The sequence below is a fragment of the Streptomyces sp. DH24 genome (assembly GCF_029813775.1).
GTDB lineage: Bacteria > Actinomycetota > Actinomycetes > Streptomycetales > Streptomycetaceae > Streptomyces.
Map to the genome: position 1 here is coordinate 1 of NZ_JARVKW010000106.1, position 476 is coordinate 476.

The window sequence follows — 476 nt, forward strand, 5'->3', positions numbered from 1 at the left end:
CTTGTATCGTGCCACAAAGCTTTGCTCGAACTAAAATCGGTGGAATCAACGCTGTTTGCGAAAAGGTCTGAATATGGCGATAAGAATGAAACAGCTAGTATTGCATTTCTACCGTAGCGTTCAGTTGGATAGATTATGTCACTGATTTCTGCGTCTTTAAGGTTTAACGTTCTACCTTGATATGTAATCTCTAAATCAAAAGTATAATTCGAAATATGTAAAGCCATAATCTCATCTCTAATTAGTGGATATTCTTCAATATCACGAGCAACTACCGTTATTGATACTTCTCTTGAAAGTTTTCGCTTCCCTGTTATTATGTCACCATTGCCAAAACCTCTAGGTTCTTTAAAAACTTCTATTTTGGTAAAGTCAGCACCTTCAACGCTTAATATTGCCCATTTCTCAGATTCATATTGAAAAAAATATCCGTCAGAACGACGGACAATAATATTATATTTTTCATTGTATTTCAT

At 34.7% G+C, this 476-nt stretch carries 1 protein-coding gene; it reads right to left on the reverse strand.

Features of this window, described 5'->3' with window-relative positions; all coding sequences use genetic code 11:
• A partial coding sequence (locus QC282_RS32045; protein WP_279553109.1) for a hypothetical protein occupies positions 1 to 476 on the reverse strand: 476 nt, incomplete at both ends.